The organism is Herbaspirillum sp. SJZ107 (genome assembly GCF_006715485.1).
Classification (GTDB): Bacteria; Pseudomonadota; Gammaproteobacteria; order Burkholderiales; family Burkholderiaceae_D; genus Telluria.
Window position 1 is genome coordinate 1,376,212 of record NZ_VFNH01000002.1, and the last position, 21,302, is coordinate 1,397,513.

Annotated in this window: 25 protein-coding genes; 12 read left to right on the forward strand and 13 right to left on the reverse strand. The window is 66.7% G+C overall.

Translation table 11 applies throughout. The features are described from left to right. Nucleotides 1-18: 18 nt before the first annotated feature. The 3 genes from FBX97_RS15840 to FBX97_RS15850 are packed head-to-tail and all read right to left on the reverse strand — an operon-like array spanning nt 19 to nt 2,579. Nucleotides 19-540, reverse strand: a complete 522-nt coding sequence (locus FBX97_RS15840; RefSeq protein WP_141833201.1) for a hypothetical protein — start codon at nt 538-540, stop codon at nt 19-21. Continuing rightward, the gene (locus tag FBX97_RS15845; protein ID WP_141833203.1) at nt 540-1,529 is read right to left on the reverse strand and encodes a CoA ester lyase; all 990 of its coding nucleotides are present in this window, start codon (nt 1,527-1,529) and stop codon (nt 540-542) included. The genes FBX97_RS15840 and FBX97_RS15845 overlap by 1 nt, the downstream gene beginning before the upstream one ends. A gap of 57 nt (nt 1,530-1,586) precedes the next feature. Beyond that, entirely contained in the window at nt 1,587-2,579 is a 993-nt protein-coding gene (locus FBX97_RS15850; RefSeq protein WP_141833205.1) for a malate dehydrogenase, read from the reverse strand. A gap of 268 nt (nt 2,580-2,847) precedes the next feature. Here FBX97_RS15850 and FBX97_RS15855 point away from each other — a divergent pair, with 268 nt between their 5' ends. From FBX97_RS15855 to gltA, 7 genes are all read left to right on the forward strand, one after another. Continuing rightward, a complete protein-coding gene (locus FBX97_RS15855) occupies nt 2,848-3,657 on the forward strand; it encodes a GntR family transcriptional regulator (RefSeq protein WP_141833207.1) in 810 nt (269 codons plus the stop codon). A gap of 189 nt (nt 3,658-3,846) precedes the next feature. Then, nucleotides 3,847-4,278, forward strand: coding sequence for a succinate dehydrogenase, cytochrome b556 subunit (sdhC, locus tag FBX97_RS15860; protein ID WP_185748605.1), 432 nt, complete (start codon nt 3,847-3,849; stop codon nt 4,276-4,278). A gap of 2 nt (nt 4,279-4,280) precedes the next feature. After that, nucleotides 4,281-4,658 (forward strand): succinate dehydrogenase, hydrophobic membrane anchor protein, encoded by a 378-nt coding sequence (gene sdhD, locus FBX97_RS15865; protein WP_141833209.1) that lies wholly within the window; start codon nt 4,281-4,283, stop codon nt 4,656-4,658. Between the two features lie 2 nt (nt 4,659-4,660). Continuing rightward, on the forward strand, nt 4,661-6,439 hold the full coding sequence (gene sdhA / locus FBX97_RS15870; RefSeq protein WP_141833211.1) for a succinate dehydrogenase flavoprotein subunit: 1,779 nt from the start codon (nt 4,661-4,663) through the stop codon (nt 6,437-6,439). Nucleotides 6,440-6,502: 63 nt separating this feature from the next. Beyond that, nucleotides 6,503-7,213, forward strand: coding sequence for a succinate dehydrogenase iron-sulfur subunit (locus FBX97_RS15875; RefSeq protein WP_141833213.1), 711 nt, complete (start codon nt 6,503-6,505; stop codon nt 7,211-7,213). A gap of 195 nt (nt 7,214-7,408) precedes the next feature. Further along, nucleotides 7,409-7,687 (forward strand): succinate dehydrogenase assembly factor 2, encoded by a 279-nt coding sequence (locus tag FBX97_RS15880; RefSeq protein WP_141833215.1) that lies wholly within the window; start codon nt 7,409-7,411, stop codon nt 7,685-7,687. A 28-nt stretch (nt 7,688-7,715) separates the two neighbouring features. Next, complete coding sequence (gene gltA, locus FBX97_RS15885; RefSeq protein WP_141833217.1) at nt 7,716-9,017, forward strand: citrate synthase; 1,302 nt, start codon at nt 7,716-7,718, stop codon at nt 9,015-9,017. A 169-nt stretch (nt 9,018-9,186) separates the two neighbouring features. Here gltA and FBX97_RS15890 read toward each other — a convergent pair whose 3' ends face one another. Continuing rightward, nucleotides 9,187-9,474, reverse strand: a complete 288-nt coding sequence (locus tag FBX97_RS15890; protein WP_141833219.1) for a DUF3297 family protein — start codon at nt 9,472-9,474, stop codon at nt 9,187-9,189. Between the two features lie 143 nt (nt 9,475-9,617). Between FBX97_RS15890 and FBX97_RS15895 the strand changes: the two genes are divergently transcribed. Further along, nucleotides 9,618-10,583 carry a hypothetical protein gene (locus FBX97_RS15895; protein WP_141833221.1) on the forward strand — a complete coding sequence of 322 codons (966 nt, stop codon included), beginning with the start codon at nt 9,618-9,620 and terminating at the stop codon, nt 10,581-10,583. A gap of 109 nt (nt 10,584-10,692) precedes the next feature. After that, complete coding sequence (locus FBX97_RS15900; RefSeq protein ID WP_141833223.1) at nt 10,693-11,259, forward strand: isochorismatase family protein; 567 nt, start codon at nt 10,693-10,695, stop codon at nt 11,257-11,259. A 31-nt stretch (nt 11,260-11,290) separates the two neighbouring features. On the opposite strand, the gene FBX97_RS15905 is transcribed toward FBX97_RS15900, so the two are convergent. Then, entirely contained in the window at nt 11,291-11,713 is a 423-nt protein-coding gene (locus FBX97_RS15905) for a hypothetical protein (protein WP_141833225.1), read from the reverse strand. Between the two features lie 136 nt (nt 11,714-11,849). On the opposite strand from FBX97_RS15905, the gene FBX97_RS15910 reads away from it, so the two are divergent. Next, a complete protein-coding gene (locus tag FBX97_RS15910; RefSeq protein WP_255517487.1) occupies nt 11,850-12,362 on the forward strand; it encodes a nuclear transport factor 2 family protein in 513 nt (170 codons plus the stop codon). A 1-nt stretch (nt 12,363) separates the two neighbouring features. On the opposite strand, the gene FBX97_RS15915 is transcribed toward FBX97_RS15910, so the two are convergent. Next, nucleotides 12,364-13,062 (reverse strand): SOS response-associated peptidase, encoded by a 699-nt coding sequence (locus tag FBX97_RS15915; protein WP_141833227.1) that lies wholly within the window; start codon nt 13,060-13,062, stop codon nt 12,364-12,366. A gap of 197 nt (nt 13,063-13,259) precedes the next feature. Between FBX97_RS15915 and gluQRS the strand changes: the two genes are divergently transcribed. Beyond that, the gene (gene gluQRS / locus FBX97_RS15920; RefSeq protein ID WP_141833229.1) at nt 13,260-14,204 is read left to right on the forward strand and encodes a tRNA glutamyl-Q(34) synthetase GluQRS; all 945 of its coding nucleotides are present in this window, start codon (nt 13,260-13,262) and stop codon (nt 14,202-14,204) included. Here the strand turns inward: gluQRS and FBX97_RS15925 are convergent. The 6 genes from FBX97_RS15925 to FBX97_RS15955 form a co-directional block, all read right to left on the reverse strand. Beyond that, nucleotides 14,201-14,806, reverse strand: a complete 606-nt coding sequence (locus tag FBX97_RS15925) for a CHRD domain-containing protein (protein WP_141833231.1) — start codon at nt 14,804-14,806, stop codon at nt 14,201-14,203. The two genes, gluQRS and FBX97_RS15925, sit on opposite strands and share 4 nt — an antisense overlap. 156 nt (nt 14,807-14,962) lie before the next feature. Next, nucleotides 14,963-15,448: a DUF421 domain-containing protein gene (locus tag FBX97_RS15930; protein WP_141833233.1), complete on the reverse strand. Its 486-nt coding sequence runs from the start codon at nt 15,446-15,448 to the stop codon at nt 14,963-14,965. Nucleotides 15,449-15,532: 84 nt separating this feature from the next. Next, nucleotides 15,533-15,715, reverse strand: a complete 183-nt coding sequence (locus FBX97_RS15935) for an oxidoreductase-like domain-containing protein (RefSeq protein WP_141833235.1) — start codon at nt 15,713-15,715, stop codon at nt 15,533-15,535. Continuing rightward, nucleotides 15,712-16,095 carry a BlaI/MecI/CopY family transcriptional regulator gene (locus FBX97_RS15940; RefSeq protein ID WP_141833237.1) on the reverse strand — a complete coding sequence of 128 codons (384 nt, stop codon included), beginning with the start codon at nt 16,093-16,095 and terminating at the stop codon, nt 15,712-15,714. The genes FBX97_RS15935 and FBX97_RS15940 overlap by 4 nt, the downstream gene beginning before the upstream one ends. A 582-nt stretch (nt 16,096-16,677) precedes the next feature. Further along, nucleotides 16,678-17,340: a response regulator gene (locus FBX97_RS15950; RefSeq protein ID WP_141833239.1), complete on the reverse strand. Its 663-nt coding sequence runs from the start codon at nt 17,338-17,340 to the stop codon at nt 16,678-16,680. Then, nucleotides 17,337-18,881, reverse strand: coding sequence for an ATP-binding protein (locus tag FBX97_RS15955; RefSeq protein ID WP_141833241.1), 1,545 nt, complete (start codon nt 18,879-18,881; stop codon nt 17,337-17,339). Before FBX97_RS15955 ends, FBX97_RS15950 begins: the two co-directional genes overlap by 4 nt. A gap of 92 nt (nt 18,882-18,973) precedes the next feature. Between FBX97_RS15955 and FBX97_RS15960 the strand changes: the two genes are divergently transcribed. Further along, on the forward strand, nt 18,974-19,891 hold the full coding sequence (locus tag FBX97_RS15960) for a S9 family peptidase (RefSeq protein ID WP_141833243.1): 918 nt from the start codon (nt 18,974-18,976) through the stop codon (nt 19,889-19,891). A 76-nt stretch (nt 19,892-19,967) separates the two neighbouring features. On the opposite strand, the gene FBX97_RS15965 is transcribed toward FBX97_RS15960, so the two are convergent. Continuing rightward, entirely contained in the window at nt 19,968-21,302 is a 1,335-nt protein-coding gene (locus FBX97_RS15965; RefSeq protein WP_141833245.1) for a chemotaxis protein CheW, read from the reverse strand.

Genomic DNA, 21,302 nt, shown 5'->3' on the forward strand with positions numbered 1-21,302 from the left:
TTCACCGGGGCGCCGGCATCAGCTTTTCTTTTCCGCCGCCGGCACCGCCGCCACCAGCGGCTTGGCCTGTTCGGCGTTCTTGCATTCGTTGGCCAGCTGGCGGTTCAGCTTCGAGTCGAGCAGGATGCCCTTCGACGGGATGCCGATCCAGATCAGGCCGAACTTGGGATTCTCGAAACGCAGGGCGCCGGTGGTGGTGCCGATACGGTCCAGGCGGTGCAGCCGGTTCTTCCAGCGCAGCGCGATGTGGCCGTCGTCCTGGGCGTTGGTGTAGATCGTGACCTTGTTGTTCAGTTCGCACGCGTAGTCGGTGACGACGGTGTCGGTGATGTCCGGTTCCGGCTCATCCTCGGCGGCCGCGACTTCCGGCGCCGGCTCTTCCTTGGCCTTCTTCGAGGGCTTGTGGTGCTTTTCCTTCAAGACCTTGACGGCCTTGGGGTGGGTGTCGTGTTCCGAAGCGGCGGATGCCGGCGCGCACAGGCCGGCGGCCGCGAACGCGAGAGCGCATGCGGCAGCGATGTGTTTGAGGGTGAGGGCCATCAGATGGTTTCCGGTTGGTTGACGATTGCCGCCGCGGCATCCGGCAACGCAAGACCGGCCAGCTTAGCGCGCTGCAACACCGTCCAATAATATCGGTAGCTGGCGCGGTCGTGCAAGCGGCCATGCTGGGCAATCGGTCCCCAATTCGCTGCCATCGCCTCTAGCAGGATGTTGGTTGCTTCGTTCACCTCCGACAGGCGCGGCGTGAAGGCCTTGACGATCGGCTTGATCTGGTCAGGGTGGATGCTCCACATGCGCGTGAAGCCGAATTCGCCGGCGGCGCGGGTGGCGTCGTTGGCGACAACCGCGCTGTCCTTGATATCCGTCGTCACATTATGGGAGGCGACCTTGTCGAACGCATGACATGCCGCAACCATCTCCAGCTTCGCCCGTACTACGAGGGGATGGGTAAATTGACCCGGCGTACGCATCGCGGCAGCCGGGATCGCACCGTTGTGGCTCGACACGAAATCCATGATGCCGAAGGACAGGCACTCGACCTGGGGCAGGGCGGCGATCTCGAACACCTGGTGCAGGGCGCCATGGGTCTCGATCAGTACGTGCACCGGCAGGTCCGGCCGGCCCGCCTTGTCGGCCGCGCGCTTGACCGCTTCCTTGGCACGCAGCACGTCGGCCACGCCCTCGGGCTTGGGCAGCACCACGTAGGCCAGCTGCCTGGCGGCGGCGCCGACGATGATGTCGACGTCCTGCTGGAAGTGCGGGCTGTGCAGGTCGTGCAGGCGCGCGCCGATGCGCTTGTGGCGGTTGCCGACCTCGTTCAGCAGGGTGGCGACCAGTTCCGCGTGCTCGCGCTCGCGGCCGGCGGCGGCGCCGTCTTCGCAGTCGAAGGTGATGTCGAATACGGGCCCGAGCTCTTGTTGCAGGGCCATCGATTTGCGCATCAGCTTCTCGCTGCCGGCGTAGTGGTCGCAGGCGGGGAGCAGCGCTGGCTGGCGTTTACCCTGGAATAAAACCTCGGAAGGATGCATGGCTAATTTATCTTGCTAAAGTCGCCGCCCCCGCGCAGGCGGGGGCGACGATGTTAATTACTGACCCAGCAGGTGAGCGACACCAGCGCGCTCTTCGGTCAGCTCTTTCAGGGTGTTGTTGATGCGATCTTGCGAGAACTCATCGATTTCCAGGCCCTGGACGATCTTGTACTCGCCGTTCTCGGTGGTCACCGGGAAGCCGAACACGATGCCTTCCGGGATGCCGTACGAACCGTCCGACGGGATGCCCATGGTGGTCCACTTGCCATTGGTGCCCAGCACCCAGTCACGCACGTGGTCGATCGCTGCGTTGGCGGCCGAGGCTGCCGACGAGGCGCCGCGCGCTTCGATGATGGCGGCACCGCGCTTGCCGACGGTCGGCAGGAAGGTGTTGGCGTTCCATTCCTGGTCGTTGATCAGGTCCTTGATCGACTCGCCGCCGGCGGTGGCGAAGCGGTAGTCGGCGTACATGGTCGGCGAGTGGTTGCCCCAGACGACCATCTTCTCGATGTCGGCGATGGCCTTGCCGGTCTTGGCCGCGACTTGCGACAGGGCGCGGTTGTGGTCCAGGCGCAGCATGGCGGTGAAGTTCTTGGCCGGCAGGTTCGGAGCCGATTTCATCGCGATGTAGGCGTTGGTGTTGGCCGGGTTGCCGACCACCAGCACTTTCACGTTGCGCGAAGCGACGGCGTCCAGCGCCTTGCCCTGCACGGTGAAGATCTGGGCGTTGGCTTCCAGCAGGTCCTTGCGCTCCATGCCCGGGCCGCGCGGACGGGCGCCGACCAGCAGGGCGACGTCGGCGTCCTTGAACGCTTCCATCGGGTCGCTGTGGGCGGTCATGCCGGCCAGCAGCGGGAATGCGCAGTCGTCGATTTCCATCATGACGCCCTTCAGGGCCTTCTGGGCTTTCTCATTGTCGATTTCGAGCAGCTGCAGAATGACCGGCTGGTCTTTGCCCAGCATGTCGCCGTTGGCGATGCGGAACAGCAGGGAATAGCCGATCTGGCCGGCCGCGCCGGTCACGGCGACGCGCATTGGGGTTTTAGCCATGATGAATCTCCAAAAGTGGGAAAAGGTACTGTTGAGTACTCGGGGTCAACGTTGCAGGTTCAGGAAAACTGCAATGATACCAAAAGCGGTTTCCAAAAAATCAGGTGTGCGGCACCTTGCCAACAGGGGGCGCCCATACCCGGTCGACCGGGAGTGTATTCCTCTGCTATTCCATCTGTCAATTCATATCATATGTCTTATATAAGACACATAACTTTGCCGTGTTCGCACTGGACGGGGCAGGTGATTTGTGAAAAAATCTCCTTCTATGAACCCAGCATCGTCCAATCCGAACAGCAATGGCATCCCATCCGCGGGCGCCGGCAACGCTGCTCCCGGAACGGCCCAGGCACCCGTACCGTCGCCCACCTTCTCCCCGCTCTACCAGCAGATCAAGGCCCTCATTACGCAGAGCCTGCAGTCGGGCGAGTGGAAACCGGGCGAACTCATCCCCAGTGAAGTCGAGCTGGCCGGTCGCTACAAGGTCAGCCAGGGCACCGTGCGCAAGGCGATCGACGAACTGGCGGCCGAGAACCTGGTGGTGCGCCGCCAGGGCAAGGGCACCTTCGTCGCTTCCCACCACGAAGCGCGTGCCCACTTCCGCTTCCTGAAGCTGATGCCGGACGAGGGCATGCCGCACCAGGCCGATCACCAGTATATCGAGGTCAAGCGCGTGCGCGCGGCCGCCGAGGTCGCGCGCCTGCTCGACCTGAAGTCGGGCGATGCGGTCGTCTACGTAAAGCGCCTGCTGTCCTTCGGCGGCGCGCCCACCATCCTGGAAGAGCTGTGGCTCCCGGGCCAGCTGTTCAAGGGCCTGACGATGGAGCGCCTGGCCGAGTACAAGGGGCCGATGTACGGCCTGTTCGAATCGGAATTCGGCACGCGCATGATCCGCGCGAGCGAAAAGATCCGTGCGGTGGCGGCCGACGAGGCGAATGCGGAATTGTTGAAAGTAACGCCGGGGACGCCGCTGCTGTGCGTGGACCGGGTGTCGTTTACCTATGGAGACAAGGCGGTGGAGTTGCGGCGCGGTTTGTATTTGACTGCGCAGCATCATTACCAAAACGAATTGTCCTGAATGTTTTTTGCGCTGGCTCTATGCTGGTGCACTAATCGCTTGTAGCGATTACAATGCCTTGGTTTTGGGAAAGCGTTGGCAAGGCCCGGTCGACGTCCCCACCAGATGCTGGAAACAGCCGCTGGGCAGGTCACAAAATCAAAGAAAACTGGGTTCGATAAATTTGTCAGTATTAATGGAGGTGTTGCAATGTCCGAAGCCGTGAGAGAGGCTCAGAAAAAGGGCCGGCCCGTGATCCGTAATGTCGACTTTGGCGATATCACGTACCGCGGGTACTACAAACAGCCGCCGTCGGCGCTCGTGTCGATTCTGCACCGCGTCAGCGGCGCCGGCCTGTTCCTGTTCCTGCCGTTCCTGCTGTACCTCTTCCAGCAAAGCCTGCTGTCGGAAGGCACCTTCAAGCACTTCGCCGGTGTCGTAAGCCACCCGCTGACCAAGATCGTCATCCTCGGCCTGTCCTGGGCTTACCTGCACCACTTTACCGCTGGCATCCGCCACCTGTTCATGGATAACCACATCGCCCTGGACAAGGACGATTCGCAGAAAACCGCACGCTGGGTGCTGACCATCAGCCTGGTCCTGACCCTGCTGGTGGCCCTGAAACTGTTCGGAGTGTTCTAATCATGCAAGGCTTTGACACCAAAAAGAATATCGGCCAGCGCCGCCTCGTCGTCGGCGCCCACTACGGCATGCGCGACTGGCTGGCCCAGCGCCTGACCGCGATCCTGATGGCGGTCTTCACCATCGTCCTGCTGGTTTCCTTCCTCACCGGCCAGAATTTCACCTATGAAGGCTGGGCCGGGCTGTTCTCGCGCCAGTGGTTCAAGCTGTTCACCATGGTGACCTTCTTCGGCATGTTCTACCACGTGTGGGTCGGCATCCGTGACATCTGGATGGACTACATCAAATCGGTCGGCCTGCGCCTGACCCTGCAGTCCCTGACCATCTTGTGGCTGCTCGCCTGCGCCGCATGGACTGTGCAAATTCTCTGGAGCGTGTAATCGTGGCAGCATTCAACTCTGCAATTCCTACCCGTCACTTCGACGTCGTCATCGTCGGCGCCGGTGGTTCCGGCCTGCGCGCCGCACTGCAACTGTCGGAAGCCGGCCTGAACGTGGCCGTGCTGTCGAAAGTCTTCCCGACCCGTTCGCACACGGTCGCTGCACAGGGCGGCATCGGCGCGTCGCTGGGCAACATGAGCGAAGACGACTGGTACTGGCACATGTTCGATACCGTCAAGGGTTCCGACTACCTCGGTGACCAGGACGCGATCGAATTCATGTGCCGCGAAGCCCCGAAGGTCGTGTACGAGCTGGAACACTTCGGCATGCCGTTCGACCGCAACCCGGACGGCACGATCTACCAGCGTCCGTTCGGCGGCCACACCGCCAACTTCGGCGAAAAGCCGGTGCAGCGCGCCTGCGCCGCCGCCGACCGTACCGGCCACGCACTGCTGCACACCCTGTACCAGCGTAACGTCCGCTCGCGTACCCACTTCTTCGTCGAATGGCAGGCGCTGGACCTGGTCCGCAACGCCGACGGCGACGTGCTGGGCGTGATCGCGCTGGAAATGGAAACCGGCGACGTCATGATGCTGCAAGCCAAGACGACCGTGTTCGCCACCGGCGGCGCCGGCCGTATCTTCGCCGCGTCGACCAACGCCTTCATCAACACCGGCGACGGCCTGGGCATGGCGGCACGCGCCGGCCTGCCGCTGCAGGACATGGAATTCTGGCAGTTCCACCCGACCGGCGTGGCCGGCGCGGGCGTCTTGATCACCGAGGGTGTGCGCGGCGAGGGCGGCATCCTGATCAACTCGAACGGCGAACGCTTCATGGAGCGCTATGCGCCGACCCTGAAGGACCTGGCGCCGCGCGACTTCGTGTCGCGCTCGATGGACCAGGAAATCAAGGAAGGCCGCGGCGTCGGCCCGAACAAGGACCACGTGCTGCTGGACCTGCGCCACATCGGCGCGGACACCATCCGCAAGCGCCTGCCGTCGATCCTGGAAATCGGCCACAAGTTCGCCAACGTCGACGCGACCAAGGAACCGATCCCGGTCGTCCCGACCATCCACTACCAGATGGGCGGCATCCCGACCAACATCCACGGCCAGGTGGTTGCCCCTGACGGCACCGGCGGCCAGAAGATCGTCAACGGCCTGTACGCGATCGGCGAATGCTCGTGCGTCTCGGTGCACGGCGCCAACCGCCTGGGCACCAACTCGCTGCTCGACCTGGTGGTGTTCGGCCGCGCGGCCGGCAACCACATCGTCGGCCAGAACCTGAAGGCGCAGGGCAACCGCGCGCTGCCGGGCGGCTTCGCCGACTACGCGCTGGACCGCCTGAACCGCCTCGAGAACTCGACCGGCGGCGAGAAGGTGCAGCACGTGGCCAACGACATCCGCGCCACCATGCAGAAGTTCTGCGGCGTGTTCCGTACCCAGGCCCTGATGGACGAAGGCGTGCGCGAGATCATGAAGCTGGACGAGCGCCGCAAGCACGTCTCGTTCAAGGACAAGTCGCGCGTGTTCAACACCGCCCGCATCGAGGCGATCGAGCTGGACAACCTGATCGAAGTCGCCAAGGCGACCATCGTGTCGGCAGCGGCCCGCAAGGAATCGCGCGGCGCCCACGCCCACAGCGACTACGAGAAGCGCGACGACGACAACTGGATGAAGCACACGCTGTTCTTCTCCGAAGGCAACCGCCTCGACTACAAGCCGGTGGTCACCAAGCCGCTGACGGTCGATACCTTCAAACCGAAGCCACGTACGTTCTGATCCACGATCCAACATATTGATGAGGACGGGGCACAGGCCCCGCCCCGAACGAATAGGTAAACCATGGCACGCACAGTCCAACTGAAGATCTACCGCTACGATCCGGACAAGGATCAGAAGCCCTACATGCAAGACGTCACCGTCGAGCTGAAAGACACCGACAAGATGCTGCTCGACGTCCTGCAGCGCATCAAGTCCGACGTCGACGACTCGCTGGCGCTGCGCCGCTCCTGCCGCGAAGGCGTGTGCGGTTCGGACGCAATGAACATCAACGGCAAGAACGGCCTGGCCTGCACCACCAACCTGAACGAGCTGAAGCAGCCGATCGTGCTGCGTCCGCTGCCGGGCCTGCCGGTGGTGCGCGACCTGATCGTCGACATGACCAACTTCTTCAAGCAGTACCACTCGATCAAGCCGTTCCTGATCAACGAGTCGATCCCGCCGGAGAAGGAACGCCTGCAGTCGCCGGCCGAGCGCGAAGAGCTGGACGGCGTGTACGAGTGCATCCTGTGCGCCTGCTGCTCGACCTCGTGCCCGTCGTTCTGGTGGAACCCGGACAAGTTCGTCGGTCCGGCCGGCCTGCTGCAAGCCTACCGCTTCATCGCCGACTCGCGCGACGAAGCGACCAACGAGCGCCTGGACAACCTGGAAGACCCGTACCGCCTGTTCCGCTGCCACTCGATCATGAATTGCACGGACGTGTGCCCGAAGGGCCTGAATCCGAACAAGGCGATCGGCAAGATCAAGGAGCTGCTGGTCCGCCGCGCGATTTAAGGCACAGATCGAACCAGCACCGTGGATGGGTTTCCCGTCCACGGTACGCAATGCACAAACAAACGCCATCTTCTGCTAACAGGTATATTTCGGAAGATATCGCGCCTAAATTGTTGCTAATAAATACAGTAGAACTACCGTACTGCCCATACCGGGCAGCCGGAGTATAGTGTTGACCGAACAACGGACTCTCGTGTGACTCTGCCCCAAAACGCGCATCAATCCGACCCCGCCAACCGCGCCCGCCTGCGCTGGCGTGCACGCCGTGGCCTGTTGGAAAACGACCTGATCCTCACGCGCTTCCTGGACGCGCATGAAGAAGAATTGACGGACGAGGAAGTCGATGCGCTGACCCGTTTGCTGGACCTGGCGGACAATCCGCTGATGGACCTGCTGCTGGGCCGCGCCGAGCCCGAAGGCGAGGTCGACCTGCCGCACGTGCATGCCCTGGTGGCGCGCCTGCGGCAAGCGTAAGCGAAACTAACCCAAAGAAGGAAGTGACATGAACATCTCTGATACCAAAGCCACCCTGTCGTTCTCCGACGGCAGCAAGTCGATCGACATGCCGATCTACAAAGGCACGATCGGCCCGGACGTCATCGATATCCGCAAGCTGTACGGCCAGACCGGCGAGTTCACCTACGACCCGGGCTTCATGTCGACCGCTGCCTGCCAGTCGGCGATCACCTACATCGACGGTGACAAGGGCGAGCTGCTGTACCGCGGCTACCCGATCGAGCAGCTGGCCGTGAACTGCGACTTCCTGGAAACCTGCTACCTGCTGCTGAACGGCGAACTGCCGAACGCCGAACAGAAGCAGACGTTCAGCGACACCGTGACCAAGCACACGATGATCCACGAGCAGATGCAGTTCTTCTTCCGCGGTTTCCGCCGCGACGCGCACCCGATGTCGGTGCTGGTCGGTACCGTCGGCGCGCTGGCCTCGTTCTACCACGACTCGCTGGACATCAACGACGCCAAGCAGCGCGAGATCTCGGCCATCCGCCTGATCGCCAAGCTGCCGACCCTGGTCGCCATGGCATACAAGTACTCGGTCGGCCAGCCGTTCATGTACCCGCGCAACGACCTGTCGTACAGCGCGAACTTCATGCACATGATGTTCGGTAACCCGTGCGAAGAGTACAAGGTCAACGACGTGCTGGTGCGCGCCCTCGACCGCATCCTGATCCTGCACGCCGACCACGAGCAGAACGCATCGACCTCGACCGTCCGCCTGGCCGGTTCGTCGGGCGCCAACCCGTTCGCCTGTATCGCTGCCGGTATCGCCTGCCTGTGGGGCCCGGCACACGGCGGCGCCAACGAAGCCGCACTGAACATGCTGAAGGAAATCGGCACCGTCGAGAACATCCCGGCCTTCATCGAGAAGGTCAAGGACAAGAACTCGGGCGTCAAGCTGATGGGCTTCGGTCACCGCGTCTACAAGAACTTCGACCCGCGCGCCAAGCTGATGCGCGAAACCTGCCACGAAGTGCTGGAAGAGCTGGGCCTGCAGGACGACCCGCTGTTCAAGCTGGCCATGGAACTGGAAAAGATCGCCCTGAACGACGAATACTTCGTGTCGCGCAAGCTGTACCCGAACGTCGACTTCTACTCGGGCATCGTGCAGTCGGCCCTGGGCATCCCGGTCTCGCTGTTCACCGGTATCTTCGCGATGGCCCGTACCATCGGCTGGATCGCCCAGTGGAACGAAATGATCGCCGACCCGGAACAGAAGATCGGCCGTCCGCGCCAGCTGTACGTCGGTGCACCGCGCCGCGATGTGCCGGAAATCGACAAGCGCTGATCGACTGTAATCAGTCGTCTGCAAAAAGCGAGCCTTCGGGCTCGCTTTTTTTATGCTGGTGCCGCTTGCTTTTGCCGCTTACTTCTGTCGCTCACCTGTGCCGCTTGCGCGCCAAACAAAAACGGCCGCTGGATTGCGCCAGCGGCCGTCGTTCGATCGAAAGAGGGAATCAGTCCTGGAAGTACGGCTCGACCGTGCCCTTCAGTTTGATCAGCATCGGACGGCCCTTGCGGTCCAGGGTCTTGCCGGCGGCAACCTTGATCCAGCCTTCGCTGATGCAGTACTCCTCGACGTCGACGCGTTCCTTGCCGTTGAAACGGATGCCGACCGGACGCTTGAAGACCTCCGCATTGTGGTGCGGGCTCTTCGGGTCGATCGACAGGCGGTCGGGCAGGGCAGGGGTTTGCACCGAGGTTTGCTCGGCGGCTTGGGTTTGGGATTGGGTAGTATCGTTCATGCACGCGATTATCCACGATTCCATGCGCGTACGCGAGTGGGCGCATGCACGCCGGGTCGTCCGGCTGCCTGCCGCACGGGCAAAATGGACGGAAACGCAAGGTTTGACTATGCTGAAACCATCCGAACTCCGACCCAGGCAGCATGACGCACCTCTCCGGCAACGTGTATCGCATTCCGCGCGATTTCAACTGGCCCCTCGTGATCGGCGGCTACGCCTTGCTGGCACTGCTCATGATGATGGGACGCTGGGGCGCGGTGGAAGCCGAATCGTCCGCCTATCTCGGCCTGGTGCACTGGCTGCGCGGCGAATCGGCGCTGCCGGTGCTGGCGGCGCCGTTCACCTATCGGCTGGGTCTGCCGGCCCTGGCCAGCGTGCTGCCGGGCGAACTGCACCACGTATTCGCCACCCTCAACTGGCTGTTCGTCACGGTGACCGCAGTGCTGGCCACCGCCACCGTGCGCCGCCTCGGCTTCGGCAGCCAGCGGGCGCTGGCGGCGGGCCTGCTGGTGATCCTGTCGCTGCCGACCGTATGGTATGCGCCGGCGGTGCTGGTCGAGCCGGGTTCGATCTGCATGCGCATGCTGTTCGTGTGCGGCGTGCTGACCGGCCGGCCCGGGCTGGCCCTGGCGGCGGCGCTGGCCGGGACCGCGATCCGCGCCGAAGACATCTTGCTGCTGGCCTGGCTGGCGGCCAGCGGGCAGGTGAGTCGCGCGCGCATCGGTGCGGCGCTGGCGGTGGCCATCGGCAGCATCGTGGTGCTGCAGGTCTGGCTGGCGCCGGGCACGCTTGAGATCGTGGCTGCGCCGGAGCCTACCGGATTGTCCAGGCTGAACCAGCTGCTATCGCTCGGCGCCTGCGCCGGCTTCGTGCTGCCGCTGGCCCTGGCCGGCCTGCGCGACGCGCCTGAGCGTATCCGCGCCCTGCGCAGCCTGCTGGTGCTGATGCTGCTGCCGGGGCTGCATGCGGCCATCACCGGGCATGCGGATGGGCGCATCGTGTGGGACCTGACGCCCTTCCTGCTGCCGTTCGCGGTGGCGCTCGGCATGCCCCGCGCGACGGTGCAGGCGCCGGAAGTACGCCGGCTGGAAGTGGCGCGGCGCGCCTGAGGCCGTAACCGGAGCGCCGCCCACGCGCCGGGGAATCTTTTGCTATCCTCGCAGCTTCCCTTGCACACCCATGGCCAGGGAGACCCTCACTTTCTTTTTGCGAGTCCGTATGACCAACCTGAATCCCCACACCACCGCCCTGGTCCTGATCGACCTCCAGCACGGCAATGTCGCGCGTGAACTGGCGCCGTATCCGCCGTCGCAGGTCGTCGCCAACTCGGTGCGCCTGGCCGACGCCTTCCGCGCCGCCGGCGCCACCATCGTCTACGTACGCGTCAGCGTCGGCGAACTGACGGCCCACGAAGCCGACCGCGCGCTCCCGGGCCTGAAAGTGATTCCGCCGAACCCGAGCGACATCGTGCCGGAAGCAGGCATGCAGGAGGGCGATTTCCTGGTGACCAAGCGCCAGTGGGGCGCTTTCCACGCCACCGAGCTCGACCAGATCCTGCGCCGCCGCGGCGTCAAGGACATCGTCCTGACCGGCATAGCGACCAACATCGGCGTCGAGTCGACCGCGCGCGTGGCGCACGACCTCGGCTACGACCTGGTATTCGCCGAGGACGCGATGTCGTCGATCGGCGAAGGCGCGCACCAGTGGGCCGTCCAGAACATGTTCCCGCTGATGGGCCGGGTGCGCAGCACCGAGCAGATCCTGGCGGCGCTGCCGGCGGCCTGATCCGGCAATGCCTGGGCCTGGCTGCGCCTGCCTACCTGCATTTGCCGCGCACCACCGCCGCGGTCCAGAACGGCAGGGTAAGCAGTGGACCCAGGCTGAAGTTCCAGCCGCCGTAGGTGAATCCGGCCGGCTGGTGCTTCAATGCATCCGGTCCCAGGCAGGAAGGCTTTTGCGCTTCCGAGAACTGGCGGCCGAATGCGTCGTACTGGTCCCCCTTCAGGACCCCCTTGAGGCTGAGGGCGGCCGAGGTGGTGCCCTCCCTGGCTTTCTCCATCTCCTTCGACTCCGCCACCGTCTCGCGCACGGCCCTGGCGATCGCGTCATCCTTGAACTTCAGGGAAAACGGCACCTTGGGCTTGTCCTCCAGGGCCAATGCGTCCGGTTCCTGGGCCACCGCCGCCAGGCACCCGGCGAATGCCAGTACCAGCGTGCCGGCTTGTGTCGGATATCTCATCTGCATGTCATCCTTTGCGGCGAATGTACAAATCGATACTGAACAAATGTACACCAAGTTGACATCCGTCCGACAACTTGCACGAAGGGTTACATTTCAAAAGTACAATATGTATTTTCCGACAAAGGTCGACGCCATGATGAAATCCCTGCTGCTGGCATGCTGTCTGCTGTTCACCGGCGCGGTCCAGGCCGCCCAGCCCGATCCTGCCCTGGTCAAACAGGTGAATGCCTTTGTCGACGGCTGGCATGACGATGCCGCCCATGCGCGCATGGTGTATTTCGACAAGATGGCGCCCGACGGTGTCTACATCGGTACCGACCGCAGCGAACTGTGGCAGCGCGAGGCCTTCCGTGCCTGGGGCCGCAAGTACTTCGAGGGCAAGAAAGCGGCCTGGATATTCCATGCCACGCGGCGCAACGTCCACGTGTCCGACGACGGCAAGCTGGTCTGGTTCGACGAATTGCTCGACACCGAGAACATGGGCCACTGCATGGCCAGCGGGGTGCTGCGCAAGACCGCCGGCGGCTTCGAGATCCTGCATTACCAGCTGTCGATTGCGGTGCCGAACGAGGTTGCCGATCAGGTGACCGGGCTGATCAAGGCTGCCGAAGCGAAAGCGGCGGCCAAGCCGGCCACGGGCAGCTAGGCTAGAACAGGCTGCCCTGCGCGGCAGGCGCTGGCGCTGGCGCCGCGCTCTTGCGCACGGTGGTGGGCGCCGGCCAGGCTTTCATCGCCTCGGCAGGGTAGTGGCGCAGGAAGCTGCGTGCCAGCTCCGGGCTGCGGCATTCCAGCCAGGCGTCGACCTCATCCGGCGGCAGCACCACCAGCGCGCGCTTTTCGTCGCCCGGCTTGTGGAAGCGGCGCATCAGCGGGTGTTCGTCGGCGTTGATGGTGATCTGGGTGAACGAGGTCGCGACCTTGCCGTCGGCCTCGCCCCATTCGCGCCACAGGCCGGCGACGAAGAACAGGGCGTCGTCCTGCATGCCGATGCCCCAGCGTTCGGCGCGGCCGCTCTCGTAGTTCGGTTCGTAGAAGCAGGTCATCGGCACCGCGCACAGCTGGGTGCGGTGCCAGGCGGGCGCGAAGGAACGCTTGTCGGCGATCGATTCAGCACGCGCATTCATGGTGTCGAACACTTTCACGCCGGCCGGGATGTGGCGGCGCGGCACCATGCCGTAGCTGGCCAGGCTCACTTCGCGGCGGCCGCCGGCGCCGCTGCGCAGGATCGGCGCGGCGTAATCCTTCCAGGTCTCGGGCGCCCAGTCGCGGTCGCGGATCAGGTCGACCAGGACGCCGAGGACCATGTCGAGTTGTTCGGGCAGCGGGGGACGGTAGTTGACGCACATGGGAATCTCGGGGCGGATCGGAACTCCAATGATAGCAGTAGGGCTGATTGCCAGCAGCGCATCGCCCTCGCTGCTGCCTGCATCTGCAACTAACCGACATGAATCGAAACCGAACCGCAAAAGCCAGCCACCAGGCGCCACGGCCGCCGTTCCGATATGCTAAGGTGGCGCCTTCCGATCTGTCTCTACAACCTGCTATGAAACCCTATGTCGGCCGTTTTGCGCCGTCGCCCACCGGCCCGCTGCACGCCGGCTCGCTGGTCGCAGCCGTGGCCAGCTATCTCGACGCGCGCGTCCACCAGGGCACCTGGCTGATCCGCATCGAGGACATCGACGAAGGCCGCAGCGTCCCCGGCGCCGCCGAGGACATCCTGGCCCTGCTGCACCGGCTGGGGATGGACAGCGACGGCGAGGTGGTGTGGCAGAGCCGGCGCAAGGATCTGTACGAGGCGGCGCGCCGGCGCCTGGCCGATGCCGTGTATGGCTGCGGCTGCAACCGGCGCGAGATCGCCGATTCGCGCCTGGGCGTCGGGCCGGATGGCGCCGCCATTTATCCGGGTACCTGCCGCCACGGGCTGGCGCCGGGACGCGCATCGCGCAGCCTGCGCCTGCGCGTGCCCGACACCGGCAATGACCTGGTGACCTTCATCGACCGCTTCGCCGGCAGGGTGACGCAGTGCCTGGCGCTGGAATCCGGGGATTTCGTGCTGAAGCGTGCCGACGGCTTCTGGGCCTACCAGCTGGCCGTGGTGGTCGACGATGCGGAGCAGGGCGTGACCGACGTGGTGCGCGGCGCCGACCTGCTCGATTCGACGCCGCGCCAGATCTACCTGCAGGGCCTGCTCGGGGTGCCGACCCCGCGCTACCTGCACGTGCCGGTGGTCCGCAACGAGCATGGCGAAAAGCTCTCGAAGCAGACCGGCGCGCTGGCGGTGCAGCCGGGTGACGAAGCGGCGGCGGTGGCCGCCCTGCGCGCTGCGGCCCGCTTCCTCGGCCTCGACCTCGACGCCGAGCTGGGGCCGCAAGCCGCAAAGACGGGCGCGTCGCTGGCGGCCTTCTGGCAAGCGGCGGTCCCGGCCTGGGCCAGGCTGCTTGCCGCGCGCGAAGCGCAAGCTGCCTCGCCCTACGGCGAACTGGCCTAGACCGCCAGGCGCAAGTTCTCCTCGTCGCGCCGGCGCCGTCCCAGCCAGACCAGCCCGGCCAGGCCGGCGCCCAGCATCGCCCACTCGGCCGGTTCCGGTATCGGCGCCGCCACCACGAAGCCGCGGATTTCACCGTTCGGATAGGCCGAGGTGTGGATGTTGACGTAGGCCTCGTTGGCGAGCATGGCGTCGACCAGCGCCGAATACGCGCCCTGGGCGGTGCCACCGTTGGCCGCCAGGAAGACCGGGTCATACGAGGCGGCATCGTCCAGCGACACGGTGGCGCTGTAGGTCCCGCTGCGGACCCCGGTCGGGAATCCGGTGAACGGTACCGCGACCGGCGCCACGCCGGTGAACGGATCGGCCGTGCAGCAATGCACGTGGGCCATGGTGGTGGTGCCGGTCAGGTCCTGGAACGGCGCGTCGACCGTCAGTTGGGTGCCGATGACTTCGATCGTCACCAGGCTGCTGCCGGCCGAGCCGTTCGGTGGCGACTCGGCCGGTCCACTGGCGACCGCCCGGAAGGTGCCGGATTGCGCGAAGGCCGGCGCGGCCAGCGCGGTACCCGCGGCGAGTGCGAGAACAGACAGAACGTGTTTCATGGAACTCTCCTGTTGAGCATAAGTCCTGCAACGCGCACCCCGTCCTGGAGTGCTGCACAAAAACTTAGCACCGGCGGCGCGCACAGGTGCACACCGTACGGCTGAGATAATGCTCAGCGGCGAGTGAGATCCGGAAATGCTCAGGTGTCCGGGCAGTCAGGTCCTGGGCGGGTCGGTGGCCAGCGGCCGCTTCATGATGGTGATGCTGCCGCCGGCTTCGAGGAAGGCGCACTGCATTTCCTGACGCGAGCAATCGGCTTCGCGCAGCGCCTGTTCGATGTCGGACTGGCCGACGCGGTTGCGCTTGACCACCTTGTCGAAGAATACGCCGTCGCGGCCGAGCAGCACGGTCTCGCCGTCGAACAGCGCTTCCATCTTGCGGCTGCGCGCCGACAGCATGCCGATGCTGGCATTCAGCACGATCAGCGTGGCTGCGATGATCAGGCCGCCGCTGACGGAGTCGTCGCCGCCGGACAGGCCGTTCGACACCGCTTCCGACAGCAGCATCACGACCAGCAGGTCGAAGGGCGTCAGCTGGCTGATCGTGCGCCGGCCCGACAGCCGCACCATCACCAGCAAGGCCAGATAAACGAGTGCGCCGCGCGCGACGAACTCCCACCAGGGCAGATCCATGTCGAACATGACGAATGCCTCCACATCCGTTGTAGAAGACGTGATTGTAATGACGGGCGCGCTGATCGATTGTTCGTCAGTGAACAGAGTGCGCTAGGCCGGCTGGTCGGGATGGCGCGCCTGCCAGGCGAGCAGGGCGGCCTGGTAGTTCTCGAGGGCGATCTGGTAGGCATCGAACACGCACATGACGCAGCCGGTGCCGCAGCAATCCTCGAGTTCGGGTTCCCGTGGTGCGGCCGGACGCGGATCGGAATCGCGCTCGACAACCGGGTTCACGGCGCCTTGTCCCCGTCGAGGATGGCCTTGATCTCGGCACGCTCCCCGGCACTGACGTGGCCGCGCAGCGCGGCCAGGATCAGGGCCTTGCCGGAGCCGGAAAAGGCTTTATGGATGAGTTCACTGACCAGGTTGGTCTGCATCGCGTCCTGCGGCTGGGCCGGCGCGTACACATGGGCGCGCAGGCTTTCGTCGCGCACCAGCAAGCCCTTGCCGTGCATCAGCTGCAGCAGGCGCAGGACGGTGGCGGCAGTCATGTCGGGACGCTCCGCGGCGATGGCATCGTGCACCTGCCGCGCCGTGGCCGGACCGAGCTGCCACAGGATGCGCAGCAGCTCGAGTTCGGAGGCGGTCGGTTTCGGCGGAGTCGGGGACGGCATGCGGGCCAGCATAAAGTATCGGCCCGCAAAAGTCGAGGCAGGGCCGGGCCGCCGCCGTGTCAGCGGGCGCGGTCGTCGCGCGGGACCTCCTTCGGCTGAGGCGGCACCGGCGGCACGGCCGGGGCCGGCGGGGCGGGTGGCGCCGCCGCGGCGGCTGGATGCGGGGGCACGGGATGCATCCCTGGGGCGGGCGGTGCCGGCGGCGCAGGCGGCACGGGCACGCCACGCATTCCCGGCGCCGGCGGTGCGGGCGGCGCTGGTGGCGCAGGTACGCCACGCATCCCCGGGGCCGGCGGTGCTGGCGGTGCGGGCGGGGCAGGCGGCGCAGACACGCGATGCATTCCCGGCGCTGGCGGTGCTGGCGGTGCGGGCAGTGGTGGCGGTGGCGGGCAGTCGCCGTTGGCGGCCGTGCAGTGGACCCGCGCCTGGGGCTGCTGGGCGAAGGCGGCGGGCGCTGCGGCGATCAGGGCCAGCAGCAGGATCGGGTGGCGCAGATGAAGACGTTTCATGGTTTTTCCCCAGACAGTGAGTTGAGTGAAGCCATGATGCCGCCCGAATGTGGAGACAATTTGGAGACGCTGCTTATAAATCGAACCGATAACCCAGCCCGTAGATCGAATGGATCGCGTCGACGCCCGGCAGCACGGCCTCCAGCTTGCGCCGCAGATTCTTGATGTGGCTGTCGATGGCGCGGTCGGTGACATCGAGACTGGCGTTGCCTTCGCGCGCCAGGTCGAGCAGCTGGGCGCGCGAAAACACCTGGCCGGGACGGCGTGCCAGCGCGGCCAGGATGCCATATTCGCTCGGCGTCAGGTCCAGCGGCTTGCCGTGCACGGCGATGCGGTGCGCGGCGCTGTCGACGGCAAGTACCGCCGCCGCATGGCCGCTGCGGCGCAGTATCGCCTTGATGCGCGCCATCAGTTCGCGTGGGCTGAAGGGCTTGCACAGGTAATCGTCGGCGCCGGCTTCCAGGCCCAGCAGGCGGTCGATTTCCTCGACCCGGGCCGTGACCATGATCACCGGCACCTGCGAAAACGCGCGCAGCGCGCGGCACAGGCTCAGGCCGTCGAGGCCGGGCAGCATCAGGTCGAGCACGACGAGGTCCGGCTGCGCGTCCCGGAACGCTGCCAGCGCCTGTGCGCCGTCGTCGAACAGCGCGGGTCGGTAGCCGGCGGCCCGTGCGTAGTCGGCGACCAGCGCGGCCAGTTCCGGCTCGTCCTCGACGATGGCAATGCGTGCGCTCATGCAGTTTCCTTCAATGTGGGGATGCTGATGGTGACCCGCAGGCCACCCAGCGGCGACTGCCCGAAGGCCAGCGCCGCACCCTGCGCTTCGAGCAGGCGCCGGCACAGCGCCAGGCCGAGGCCGGCGCCGCCGTGGGCGCGGCTGCGCGAGGCGTCGATGCGGTAGAAGCGCTCGCCCAGGCGCGCCAGCGCGGCGTCCGGCACACCGGGGGCGCTGTCGTCGAGGTGCAGCTGCAGCCTTCCATGGCCGGCCTGGGCGTGCAGGGCCACGCGTCCGCCCGGGGCGGTGTAGCGCAGGCTGTTTTCCAGCAGGTTGTCGAGCACCTGGCGCATGCGGTCGGGATCGGCCAGCACGGTGCCGTGCGCCGGTGCCGGACCGATGTCGAGCGCCAGGCCGGCCGCCCCCAGGCGTTCGGCGAAGGCATCGAGCTGGCCGCAGGCCAGCTGCCACAGGTCGAGCGGCAGCGGGCGGCAGTCGAGCGCGCCGACGTCGGCGCGGGCCAGCGCATACAGTTCGTCGATCAGCTTGTTCAGGGCCAGCACCTGGCGCAGCATGGCGTCGAGCGTGTCCGGGGTGGCGCTGCGCACGCCGTCCTGCAGCGCTTCGAGCTGGGCGCGCAGTACCGCCAGCGGCGTGCGCAGTTCGTGCGAGGTGTCGGCCACCCACTGGCGGCGTGCGTCCTCGGCGCCCTGCAGCCGGCTTGCCAGGGCGTTGAAGTGGCGCGCCAGGTCGCCCAGTTCGTCGCTGCGGGTGACGGGCAGGCGGGTCTCGAAACGGCCGTCGGCGAGCTTGCGGGCGCCATCCTCGAGCGCCCCGATCGGGCGCCGGAAGTGGCGCGCCAGGCCGATCGCCGCCAGCGCGCTCAAGCCCACCGCCGCCGCGAAGATCAGCCACAGGCTGCTGTGCAGCTGTTCCAGGAAGGCATACGCCATCGCATCGCTGGGGCGGGCACCGCGCGCCACGCCGATCCAGCCGACGGTGCGGCCGCCGCTCTCGATGGCGCGCCGCGCGAGGGGGATGGCGCCGGGTGGACGGCCTGCCAGGTAGCTGCCGCCGGCGTCGAACAGGGTAATGCGGCGCGGCAGCGACAGCGGCCCCGCCACTGGATCGACATCGGCGGCGAGCACGCGCGGCGCGGACAAGGGCGGCGGCGGTGGCGGTGCAGGCGGGGCCGGCGGCGCGGGCGGGTCCGCCGGTAGCGCCGCGGCCGGGCCGGCTGCCGCCGCGGGCAGGGAAGGGGCGGCCGGCCCCGGTGGCGCTGCCGGCAAGCCGCCCTCGCGCACCCGCTGCAGGCGTGCCAGCTCGCGCGCGATCCAGGCCTGGCGTCCATCCGCGGGGATGAAGGTCCAGCCGCCGTGGCTGCGGTACTGGCGCGCCAGCGCGGCCGACAGTTCGTCCAGGCGGTCCAGTTCGATGCCGACGGCGTAGTCGCCGAAGCTGGCCAGCACGTTCTGGCGCAGCAGGAACACGGCGCCGGCCGCCACCGCGAGGATCGCAAGCAGGACCGAAACGAACAGGCGGTGGCCGATCGAGAATCTCAAGGTGGGGCGGAATGGGAAGTGGAAGGCCATTCTAGGTGAAAAAGGATTTATTATCAGCAGGTTCACGCTGTCCGACCGATAAGGAGACCCGCATGCGCCACCAGTTTGCTTCAGTCGTTCTCGCCGCCGCCATGCTGGCCGCGCCGGCAATGGCCGCCCCCACCGTGTCCATCCCGCGCGCAGTGGTCGCCGATCCGGCGCGCGACGCCAGCCATCCGGCCGTCAACCGCCAGGTGCTGATCCTGAGCCACGGCGAAGGCATGAATGCGCTGCTGATGCTGGCGTCCGGCGCCGGGCCGAAACCAACCATGCTGCTGCTGCACGGCCTCCCCGGCAACGAGCAGAACCTCGACCTGGCGCAGGCGATCCGGCGCGCCGGCTGGAACGTGCTGACGCTGCATTACCGCGGCAGCTGGGGCTCGCCGGGCCGCTTTTCGCTGGCCGGCGCCTTCGATGACGTCGAGGTGGCGATGGACTTCCTGCGCCGGCCCGACAACGCCCGCCAGTATGGCATCGACCCTGCGCGCCTGGTCGTCGCCGGCCACAGCATGGGCGGCTTCCTGGCCGCGCGCTACGCCGCCACGCACGGCGATGTGCTGGGTGCGGCCCTGATCGATCCCTGGAACGTGGGCGCCTCGGGCAAGGCCGTGCTGGCCAAGCCGGAGGGCCGCCAGGATGCGATCGCGGCCATGGGCGACGATTTCGGCAACAGCCTGGCCGGCACCGATGCGGCGCAACTGATGGCCGAAGTCGAGCGCCACGCGCGCGACTGGGACCTGGTCGATGCGGCGCCGCAGCTGGCGCGCAAGCCGCTCCTGATCGTCGATGCCCAGTACGGCAACGCGGCGCAGGTGGCGCCGCTGGCAGCGGCGATCCGCGCGCGCGGCGGGCCGTTGAAGGCGGTGACGCTGGCGAGCGATCACGGGTTTGCGGATCACCGGATCGCGCTGGCGGGGGTGACGGTGGGTTGGCTGGATGGGTTGACGGTGCCGGCTGCGAAAGCCAGATAAGGCCCGGCAACATGCACGTCGCCCCTGCGAAGGCAGGGGCGACGGTGTTGCGTATAACGATGAGATGCGGCAGCGCCTACGCGGCGGCCCGCGCCACCAGGTCGACAGTCCGGTAACTGGCCTGCTCGGCCCCCTCGCCGGTGGTGATGAACTCCAGCCCGCTGCCGCCGACGCCCATCCGGTACAGCGTCCCGCTGCCCGGCGGGATCATCGACTGCACGCGCCCCACCACGTACCCGACGTGGCCGGCCGCCGCCTTTACCACCAGCACGTTGGCGGAAGCGCCGGCCGCCGCGCCGCGCAGGTCGACCATCGGGATGGCGGCGCCGCGCCAGTCCATGGTGGCCGCCAGGGTGCCGGCCAGCGGCAGGATGTGCTCGATCGCGCCGAGCGGGGTGGCCCCCAGGCCGTCGGCTTCGAACACGATGTAGCCGACCGCGTTGGCGCTGCGCTGGCGCGCCGCCGTCACGGGGGCCACGGCGGCGGCCGTCGGCTTGCTGAGTGCCGCTTCCGGGAAGCGTTCGAACAGGCGCGCGGTGTCGAGCAGGTGGACTTCGAGGCCGTCGCCGTCGTACAGGGTGGCGGTCAGGCCATTCTTGGCGGGCAGCCCGGTTCCTTCCAGCGCGCACATCTGCAGCGCCGCGCGCACCGGCAGGCCGAGCGCGAGGCCGCCGCGTTCGATCACGGCCAGCAGGCGCTCGCTGCCGGCCTCGAACGGTCCTTCGATCAGTGCGCCGGCAGGCAGCACCGGCAGGTGGCGGCCGCGCCAGATGCAGTAGGCGCTGTCGATGCCGCCGCCGAAGCGTTCCAATGGCGGCATCGGCATCACTTCGGGCAGGTCGCCCGGCAGCACGGCCAGCCGGCCGTGGCCGGTCTGCAGCAGCGCCCAGGTGTGGCCGGCGCGGGCGGGGGCGGCGCCGGATGCGGCCGGGTCCGCCGCAATCGCCTGGCCGACCTGGCTCCAGGCCGCCGCCAGGTCGGCCAGGCGGCCGACTTCGAGCAGGCTCAGGATACGGCCGTCGTCGGGCGAGCGCAGCGCGGTGTGGAACACGTCTTCCGGATTGTCGTCGTGGTGCAGGCGCGTCAGCAGGTGCGGCGCCACGTCGAGCAGGCCGCCCACGGCATCGACTTGCAGGCCGATGGTGCGTCCGCCTTCGTGCAGCACCAGGATGCGCGCATCCTGTGCGCTGGCGCCCGGCGCCGGGGTCCCGGTCTCGACCCAGCGCGCCAGGTCGATCACCGGCACCAGGGTGCCGCCGTGCTCGACCACGCCGCGCAGCGCGCCCTGGCGGCGCGGCAGGAAGGCCGGGGTGTCGGGCAGCGCGATCGCCTGCACCACGGCTTCCACCGGGATGCCGAGGTGGACCGCGCCGATGCTGGCCTGCGCCAGGCGCAGCTTGGTAGCAGACAT